Here is an 8687-nt window from a genome sequence, read left to right as displayed (position 1 = left end):
TAGGGTGCGAAGTGTTCGACTTCGTTCAAAAGATAGTCTGTACGCGAAACCATAGTTTTTCCTTTGCGAGTTGATGGATAACTCAGTGATGGATCTGCTCAGAGCGTTGGCGCACTCATCAGGCAGACCGGGTGGAATCCTATAGGCTGTGACCGTCATCGTCACCGCGCCCTTGCAAGAGCGGGTGCGTTGCATGGGCGTGAACGTCTGAAAGTTCTTCTGAGATTGCGATGATCTTCGAAGAAGCAAGCTGGTGCAGCTCGTCAACAACGGCCTCTGCTCGGTCGTGGCTGTCCGACAATCCTTGAGCGTGGAAGTGGGCTGCGGCGGTCGAAATGTCGTCGCTGCGCCATCCCATTGTAGTGCCCAAAGTGACGTTGTGATGGTCGCCAAAGCGGGCAACGAACGCCTCGCCATCGAGGCCGTAGCTGCTGGCCGTGTCGATGACTTCCTTGCGGATCGCCGCCCACTGTTCGGCCTCTGAATAATCCAAGACATCCATTTCGGCAGTGCCCATTCCCATCATCGTTGAATAGCGCCGGTCCTCGATGATGAAGGCTTGAAGGTCTGGATCGTTAGTGCGCAGATCCGCAACGTCGCCCTTCAGCTCGCCAATCTGAATGTCCATAGCGACACGCAGATTTGGGTCGTCAACCTCACGAGCAAGACCTTCCATCTTGTCGATTGATTGCAGCAATTCTTTGGTCTGAGACTGGAAGTCCTCATAGGCCCCCTCGCCCACGTTGTCCTTCATATAGACCTCGTAGCGGCGTGCTGCCGGGGCATAATCAGCGGACGCCTGGAACTCCTTGTCATCGACAATATCAGCAAGGGCAGACAGATACGGATGGCTCTGTTCGTTGTCCCGAACGTCGCTGATATGGGCAACAACCTGAGCCTTCAGCTCGGGCGCGATTGTTTCCTCAGAACCGCCTAATTCGATGTGTCGCCGCAAGTTGCTCATGACTTCGGGGGACACATAAGACGGGTCTCCCGGCTCGCCATAGTCATCAAAATGATGGGCCTGATCCAGCAGATGTTCCATTCTCGATACCATAGGTTCCTCACATTCAACGAGTTGGATGGCAAACTCTTCGATCCGGTCTTTGATGGCGTTGGCGCGCTCATCAAACAGATCCGACATTCTTGCGATGGATAGAGTCATCACATCACCGGCCATGTCGCGGGCCGTAACTTCGACTTCCGGGGTACTTTCAACAACCGACATTCCGGCCTGAACTTTCCACGTATCGGTCTCGACTTCCTGCCGCAGTCCGCGCTCAAGGCGGGTCGTTGCGGTCAGCTCAATTCCGTATTCCTCAGCAACCTCGACCTGGATAGAGCGCTGGACATCGATGTTCATTTCGCTGCTCATTCCCATAGCGAGCCACTGCCCATGCTCGACGCCTCGGTTGTTCACAACAATGTGGACATGGGGGTTATCGGTGTCGTTGTGGAACACGGTCAGATAGTCCCAGGTATCGCCAAAATCACCGCTTCCAAACAAACGATCTGCGAACTCCAAACCGGCCTCATGAGCGGCGTCCGGATAGGTGCCTTCGGGAAAAGAAACGATCATGTGACGGGTGTAACCGTAGTTGGTTTTCCCGTTGAAATCCTCCGCCCAGGTCTCGATCAAATCACTGACCTGATCCGCATCGAGCGGGGTCACGCCATTGTCTCGAATGTCCAATACACCCTCTGCCCTGACGGTCAGGTAATTGATCTGGCGGCGCAGCTCGTGCGCGTTGTTCACCCCACCTTTGCGAACGTGTTTCACGACTGCTTCGGGCTTTCCAACCACGGCACCAAGCCGCGCCTTGATGGATGAGGCCCGCGAAACCATGAACTTCATGCGCTTGGCGATCTGCAGCTGCTGATTGATCTGATTAGAACGATCGACACCTTTCTGAGCCTCACGGAAGGCAAGCTCCAGGAAATCTCCTGCTGTCAGGTTGCGGGCTGCGGCGTTCATTCTTCAGGTGTCCAATCGTCGTCGCGCAAGATCCGGCGAATGGCGGATTCAGGCTCACGGTTTCGGCGGGCCGCTGTGATCATCGCCTTCAGGTCTTGCCGGTGCTGAATGATCGCACGATGGAGATTTTCGACGTCCCGGCGGTCGTCATCCGTCCAGATCACCGTGCCGCGCTTGGCCGATTTCGCAAGCTGATTGAGGTTGGTGTATCCGCCTTGAACCTGCCGCAAGTGCTTCTGCCAGAGATCCACAACAGCGGGGTCAGGATCGAGATAGCCGATCAACCGATGGATCAGTCGCTGGATGATCTGATTGCGGCTCTTGGCACCAAGCGCGGTCACAGCCGCTTCCAAACGCTCCAGCGCATCCAAAGGCAAACGCACGGAAAAGACAGTGGTATCGGTGGGCTTACTCAATGCATACCTCTGGTTGTATTTTGAGTTTGTAACACAACTACCTTATCCTGTCATACACTCCAAGAGGAAACCGGGGGTGATTTTAGAAATCCGCATTTTCTCAAATTGCCCTCGGAACAGTTTTGCTCTTGGAGGCAATCTCCACGCCGGGAAAAGGGTCCCGCCCCTTTTCCAGCCAGCAGGCGTGGGTGCCGGTGGACTGGCGCAGGGCAATCATGCACCGCATGGGCTGCCCGAACGGCGCCCGTCACATACCGGCACATTCAAGTTCATTATGGCATTTTTTGCGCGCCTCAGCGCGCTCAGTTTCCCGCCGCTACCGCGGCGGGTGTGGCAGGGCTGAGCATAACTGAGTTGTGGTGGGACGGTGTCCCTGCCCGGCCGTTGGGCCGCGCGCCAAGTGTGGCGCATATGTGGTCCGGGCTATGGCCGGAGCAATGGAAAGGGCGGCTTGCGCCGCCCTGCCCTCTCGTCACTCGGTGACAGGCTCGTCATCGACCCGCTTCGGGAAGGCCACCATCTCGACACCGGGAAACATGTTGTGCTTGACCTGGATCGAGGTGATGTTGCCGGCCTCATCGGTATTGACGAAGAGAACCCCGCAGCGATCCCAGAAAGTCTTGCCTTCTTTTTCACCGGTCTTCACGTTCAGTTTCAGAGTTTGAGTTGCCATTGTTTGATCCTCGCTATGGAGTGTTTCGATGAACATGGGAAAAGCGGGCATCAAGGGGATGTCAGCAGGGAATTTGATCCGCGCGGAATGCGCCGCAGGCGCAGGGGAAATTCCCTGTTGAAGCGCAGCGCCCGTGCCGGGCGCCGCGCGTCTTCCCCGACTGACCGTTTATGTTCATCTCTTCAGAAACACGGCAGCCGAGAATCTTCTCCGGCAACGAGGTTGAAACTGTCAGGCCAAGTGAAAGGAAGGACGTTCTGGGATCGCTGCGGGGGTCATTTGAACAAAGCGATGCGATTTGTGGCAGCAACGTCACCTCGGTCCGACACGGGCGCGGTGTACAGTTCCAAGTTCAGGTGGCCTTTCTGAGCCAGTATGACCCGCGTGGCAAAGGTGGGAGGATCACCGGTGGCAAAAGTCGCCCTTTCCAATTGGCGGAGGCCAAAGACCGGACGGTCCGGCCCTGATCCGCGCAAGCGCGGATCATGTAATCAGCCGGACTCAATTTGACGTGGCGGGGTCGAGCCAAGCAACCGCCGCTAAAATTCGGATTTGAGCTTTGCGGCCCGATCCTGGTTCAACTTTCGAATTGAACCAGGAAACTTGCAGGGACGGATAAACCATCCGTTCTTAGGCCTTTAACGCATTTCGAGCCATACCGTAGGTCGGCTAACTGGACGCAATGGTTGTTCACTCATCCAAACACAAGATCATTCCTTATTTCGAATCCCCGCTCCCATCAAAACGGGCATTGTCTGCGCATCAGAATTGATCTCGAATACTCGTTCGACCCGTATGGAGCCAAGTCGTGCCGTCTCCAGCGCGGTTTTCATTTGATGGGTCGTCAATCCAAAGCCGTCATCATCTGACGCTTGCCAATCCCACTGTATGAACAGCCCACCCTTGTTGAGCAAACCCGCCAGCACCGCCACGGCGCCACTGTAATCTAGGAGAAAAGCGCAAACGGATGAAGCGCAGATCAAATCGAAACCTGAAAACCCGTTCTCCACCTCCCGAACATCTCCAGCCAGAATATTTCCGTGAACGGCCCTGACATTGGGCAGGTTCTTGGCCTTTAGGACCGCAATCATATTCTCCGAGGTATCGACGGCGACAACTTCCTCCACATGCGGTGCGATTTTCTCCGCCAGCAATCCGGTGCCGCATCCAAAGTCGAGCACGCATTTTGATTGCCAATCCTTCCCACGAATATCCAGGTACTCGTCCAGCGTGGTGAAAGCGAGACTCGCATAGCGTCTGACGTCGCTATTGTCGTCCCAACCATCCGCATAGTTGTTCCAGTCGTCAGTCATATCGCTTGCGCTTCCTTGTGGATTTGAGTCGGCTTCGACACATGCACGCCGAGATCGATGCGCCAATGTGAACGCACGACATTGGCGAGATTGACGACAACAGTCAATATGGGTTCGAAACGTTCATCGGAGGCAAATAACGCAGCCTCGGAGAGGCCTCTGCCGACGGTCTTGCACACAAGAAAGAGGCCCACCGAAGCGGGCCACAAGTTAAACCGAAGGAAAGTCTCGAGGTATTGAGAACAGGCTACCGCTGGCGCGCACGATCGACAACACCGTCGGCTGTGATCGTGGCAATCCGATCCTCGGTGCGCCGGGTCATTTCCACCCCGTCACCCGTCATATGCGCCTCAGCAAACTCGGTGAACTTGAAGATGCTGCCATCGGCTTCGACATGGGTTTCATCTTCCGCCGAGCGGCGTTTCACCGACCCGTCATGCCGGATTTCGATGATCGTGTTGTCGGCCATCCTCACAGTCACGGAATGCTCGTCCACGGCCACACCCTGCCACCACATATCCGCGTCGCGGCGCACAACAATACGGTTAGGATGCAGCTTGATCTGCACGTCTTGAGCGGTCTCTGGATCAGCGGATTTGACAACAACAATCGCTTCCTGCGCACTGGGGTCACCATGGATCGAGGCGCTCCCGTTCTTTGGCGGCCAGAGCTTTGGCTGTTCGCGCGGCTTGCCCTTCTGATCCGTGTGAAACCCAACAAACATCTGCGCGGATCTCCAAACGCGGCGAATGGTCTTTTCAGCTGTTGAAAGAGCTGCATCGGTAGACATGGCGGGTTGCCTTCTAAAACGGTTAACTCACGTGCATTTTCGGGGTGAGCGTCACACCCACAGCACTCAGCACTTTGAGGATGGTGCCAAATTCGGGATTGCCGTTTTCGCTAAGTGCGCGATAGAGGCTTTCCCGAGACAGGCCAGCTTTGTCGGCTACGCTCGACATACCTTTAGCCTTGGCAACATCACCAAGAGCTGATGCGATCAGGGCCGTGTCACTGGTTTCGAAAGCCGCTTCAAGATAGGCTTGAATGGCTTCGGGGCTGTCCAGATAGTCAGCCGCTTCGAACTTCGTTGTTTTGACACCCATGTTTTTCACTCCAACTCTTTTGCCATCGCTTTGGCAGTTTTGATGTCCGCTTGCTGGGATGACTTGTCTCCCCCGCAGAGCAAAATGATCAAAACGTCACCGCGCGGCACGTAGTAAACGCGATACCCCTTACCCTCAGAAATACGCAGTTCGCTCACACCTTCACCAACCGGCTTCACGTCACCGGGATTGCCCAGGCTCAACCGCGTGATACGAACCAAAATCCTGGCTTTCGCTCTTTGGTCCTTCAAGCCCTTGAGCCATTTATCGAACAGGTCAGTCTTACGAATTTCTATCATAACCAAATGTAGCCTACAAGCTACATCCTTTCAAGTGAAAGCTACGTAAAGCATTGACTTAAAAGAGAACAACGCAGCTGAAAGGTAGGGCGCAACGCGCCCTGCCCTGTTGGGTTCAGAAGCAATCTGGAACCCAGGCATCGATCCGGGCTTTTTGCGCTTCGGTCACGCCCAGTGCCATCTGTTGCTCCGGATCATTGAACAGCTTGTGCATCGCCTCGTTCTTTGCGCCTTTATTGGATTTCGCGAAGGCTTTGAACATGTCGGTGTCGACATGCAGGTCCAGCAGGTGTTTGTAGAGATCATCCAGCTGCCAGCCTTTCAGCCGTTTGAAGCAGTTCTCAGCCGAGGGCGTCCAGATCGCGCGCATGTTCGCTTCGATTTCACCCTCGATCTCTGCCATGAACTCTGCGCGCTGGGTCAGGAACCGCCGGGCCAGAAAACCTGTGATCTCTCCATTGCGGGTCTTCTTGCCCAGTTCGCGAAACGCCTTGAACGCCTCGACGCTGCCTTTTGCGGCCATCTCCTGGAATTGGTCATAGGCTGCGTCTGCGGCCTCATCCCGCTCCCCGCCGAGGCGCGGGTCGAGGATGAACTGGTCATCGATCTCAGGTGTGTTCCGTTCAGCGCCACCATAGCCAAACCCAAACAGATTGCTGGTCAGACCGGAAGCCGGGGTGGTGGAGAAGGCAAACAGGCTCAACACATAGTCAGGCTTGTCCAGTAGGGCCGTTTGAACCGCCGCCAGCCGGATCGCCACCATGTCATCGATGAACTTCTGCGAATAGGCCGGTTTAGGTGCTTCTTTGATCTCCGGCTCTTTGACCGGGGCCAGTACACCCGCCTCAATGGCAGCCTGCATATGTTCTGCCGCGACATAGGCCGATGTTGTTTTGATCTCGCCAGTGTTGCTGACATAGAGGAATACGCCGGACAGCTTGCGCTGATCGTCAGAATAGAACGGCGCAGCATAGTCCTCGAGCGCTGCGAGTTCCTTTTCACCCTCCGCGTCCAGAGCCTCGGCTTCATAGAGTTCGATCAGTTCGTCATACCGTTCGGCCTGTTCTTCGGTGAACTCCCGGCTCACCATATCCAGACGGTGCATGCCTGCGGTGCCTGAAAACCCATAGGGAATATAACTTTCATCATGGGTCTCCACCCAGTCCCAGCCTTCCGCTTCGCGCAGTTTCTCTGCTTCTGCCGCCAGCTTTTCAGCAAACAAGTGGTCCAGTAGCTCGCCTTCATTGAACAGGGTTTCATCAGCAAAGAGATCAGCGGTGACGGTGCCGCCTGCTATTACATAGGCCTTTTGGCCCACAAACACGGCCTTGCGGTTGGTGCTGCTGACGGCCTCCGACGTCAGGGCCTGTTTCACATCATGTTCACTGAACCACCGGCACTCCTTGGCCTGTTCCAGCACGTCTAGTATTTTCTCTTCTTCGGTGCTGACAGTCATAGCCTTGGCCAGACCCATGCTGACTTCGCCAGCCTTGAGCGCGTCCAGAACGGCGACGGGTAAACCCGCCAGTGCGAGGCGGCGGCGCACATGTGCCTCGGTCACGCCAAACGCATTGCTGATCTTGGCGACAGACAGGGATTTCTCAGCCATCTTGCCATAGGCACGGACTTCGTCCACCGGGTCCAGTTCCTCGCGGGCGGTATTCTCTGCATTGGCCCATTGTTCGGCCACAAACGGATTGTCTGAGACTTTCACCGGAACCTGTGCCAGATCAGCACGTTCGGTCACGGCGATGTTCAAAGCCCTCAGACGACGGCCACCGGCAACGATAGCTACTTTGCCATCCGCATCGCGCAGACCGCTGAGGTTCTGGATCAGGCCGCACATGACCAGACTGTCGGCCAGAAGGGCGATGCCTTCCTCGGCGACCTCCTGTCGCGGGTTGAGATCAGACAGGTAGAGATCGGATAGAGGGATGGTTTCAATGGTTTCCGGTGCGGTGAATGTTTCGACTTTGCTCATGGGGCAATTCCTTGTTTGAGTGATTTGCTTCGTGTTAAGGGTGCCCTACCCCTTCCGGGGTAGAGCGGGGCCGCTTAGGCGGCTGCGTGTTGTTTCAAGAAGGCGCGGGCGATCTTGCCGGATAGGCCGCCCTTCTTGAGATTGCTCCAAGCCAACTGACGTTGACGCGCGAGGGTGTATGGGTTCATGAACTCACCTCCTTTCTGGTTTGGACTTGGGATCAGTATTCGCTGGGGCACATGATGGTTAGAACACGACGCGTCACTGCGGGATCAAACGGGCGGTCAGAGCCGTATTTGTAATCCACGTCATAAAGATCGATTTTCCAGAACAGCTTTTGGCCGCTGACCATCACCGTTCCGAAAGTGTGATCGCCATAGGGATCGTTACCCTCGTCAAACTGGTCATCCCACGCCACCGCCGTCAAGGCAGCTGTCTGGAAGTCCATCCCTTCGCCTGACACGCCGGGTGTGACGAGAACTTGACCCTGAATGCCGTTGGAGTGCATCTCAATCGCTGTAGTCGGATCGATCAGGGCTTTCCGGAACAGATCATTCTGGGCTGCGATTTCAGCCGCCCGAAGGCCGGTGTCATTCTCAATGTCTTTTGTTGCTTCACTGTTCAAATCCGTCTCTCCTATGTCATGCGACCTCCGGGGCTGGTCCCCCTTGGTGCTGGTTTTGAGCCGAGCCCTGAAAGGGCGTCGTCTCTAAAACCTGCCCCGTGGCGAACGCGGAGAGGGGCGAGACAGGACAAATCGACAAGAGTGGTGCGGCCCGCAGCGCAACGCGCGAGGACACGGTCTTGTCTATTTGTCTTGTCCGAGGGGGGAGGCCGCGCCTTCCCCCTGACATCGGGTGGCGTTTGGCTTGTCCAAATCCCGCCTGACCAACAAAAGAAGCCAAAGGATCTTTGATCCTGCGGGAG

The 8687-nt window shown here is 55.9% G+C and carries 9 protein-coding genes; all 9 read right to left on the bottom strand.

Annotated features, from left to right (window positions below):
* Positions 1–139 precede the first annotated feature (139 nt).
* Positions 140–1975, bottom strand: a complete 1836-nt coding sequence (locus tag Q0816_RS25635; RefSeq protein ID WP_298856091.1) for a relaxase/mobilization nuclease domain-containing protein — start codon at positions 1973–1975, stop codon at positions 140–142.
* Complete coding sequence (locus Q0816_RS25630; protein WP_298856089.1) at positions 1972–2391, bottom strand: ribbon-helix-helix protein, CopG family; 420 nt, start codon at positions 2389–2391, stop codon at positions 1972–1974. The genes Q0816_RS25635 and Q0816_RS25630 overlap by 4 nt, the downstream gene beginning before the upstream one ends.
* Before the next feature lie 472 nt (positions 2392–2863).
* Positions 2864–3064, bottom strand: coding sequence for a hypothetical protein (locus Q0816_RS25625; protein ID WP_298856087.1), 201 nt, complete (start codon positions 3062–3064; stop codon positions 2864–2866).
* Positions 3065–3774: 710 nt separating this feature from the next.
* Positions 3775–4377: a methyltransferase gene (locus Q0816_RS25620; RefSeq protein WP_298856085.1), complete on the bottom strand. Its 603-nt coding sequence runs from the start codon at positions 4375–4377 to the stop codon at positions 3775–3777.
* A 247-nt stretch (positions 4378–4624) separates the two neighbouring features.
* Positions 4625–5167, bottom strand: coding sequence for a hypothetical protein (locus tag Q0816_RS25615; protein ID WP_298856083.1), 543 nt, complete (start codon positions 5165–5167; stop codon positions 4625–4627).
* 22 nt (positions 5168–5189) lie between these two features.
* Positions 5190–5480, bottom strand: coding sequence for an addiction module antidote protein (locus tag Q0816_RS25610; RefSeq protein ID WP_298856081.1), 291 nt, complete (start codon positions 5478–5480; stop codon positions 5190–5192).
* A 5-nt stretch (positions 5481–5485) separates the two neighbouring features.
* Positions 5486–5779 carry a type II toxin-antitoxin system RelE/ParE family toxin gene (locus Q0816_RS25605; protein ID WP_298856079.1) on the bottom strand — a complete coding sequence of 98 codons (294 nt, stop codon included), beginning with the start codon at positions 5777–5779 and terminating at the stop codon, positions 5486–5488.
* A 115-nt stretch (positions 5780–5894) separates the two neighbouring features.
* A complete protein-coding gene (locus tag Q0816_RS25600; RefSeq protein WP_298856077.1) occupies positions 5895–7760 on the bottom strand; it encodes a ParB N-terminal domain-containing protein in 1866 nt (621 codons plus the stop codon).
* Positions 7761–7980: 220 nt separating this feature from the next.
* Entirely contained in the window at positions 7981–8385 is a 405-nt protein-coding gene (locus tag Q0816_RS25595; RefSeq protein ID WP_298856075.1) for a DUF3768 domain-containing protein, read from the bottom strand.
* Between the last annotated feature and the right edge of the window lie 302 nt (positions 8386–8687).

The organism is uncultured Ruegeria sp. (genome assembly GCF_947497005.1).
Classification (GTDB): domain Bacteria; phylum Pseudomonadota; class Alphaproteobacteria; order Rhodobacterales; family Rhodobacteraceae; genus Ruegeria.
Note: the sequence above shows the minus strand (reverse complement) of the source record. Positions and strands in the feature narration are given on the sequence as shown.

Coding starts and splice junctions, on each gene's coding strand:
- Q0816_RS25600 (WP_298856077.1), bottom strand. CDS start 7,760: ATGAGCAAAGTCGAAACATTCACCGCACCGGAAACCATTGAAACCATC.
- Q0816_RS25620 (WP_298856085.1), bottom strand. CDS start 4,377: ATGACTGACGACTGGAACAACTATGCGGATGGTTGGGACGACAATAGC.
- Q0816_RS25635 (WP_298856091.1), bottom strand. CDS start 1,975: ATGAACGCCGCAGCCCGCAACCTGACAGCAGGAGATTTCCTGGAGCTT.
- Q0816_RS25610 (WP_298856081.1), bottom strand. CDS start 5,480: ATGGGTGTCAAAACAACGAAGTTCGAAGCGGCTGACTATCTGGACAGC.
- Q0816_RS25605 (WP_298856079.1), bottom strand. CDS start 5,779: ATGATAGAAATTCGTAAGACTGACCTGTTCGATAAATGGCTCAAGGGC.
- Q0816_RS25615 (WP_298856083.1), bottom strand. CDS start 5,167: ATGTCTACCGATGCAGCTCTTTCAACAGCTGAAAAGACCATTCGCCGC.
- Q0816_RS25625 (WP_298856087.1), bottom strand. CDS start 3,064: ATGGCAACTCAAACTCTGAAACTGAACGTGAAGACCGGTGAAAAAGAA.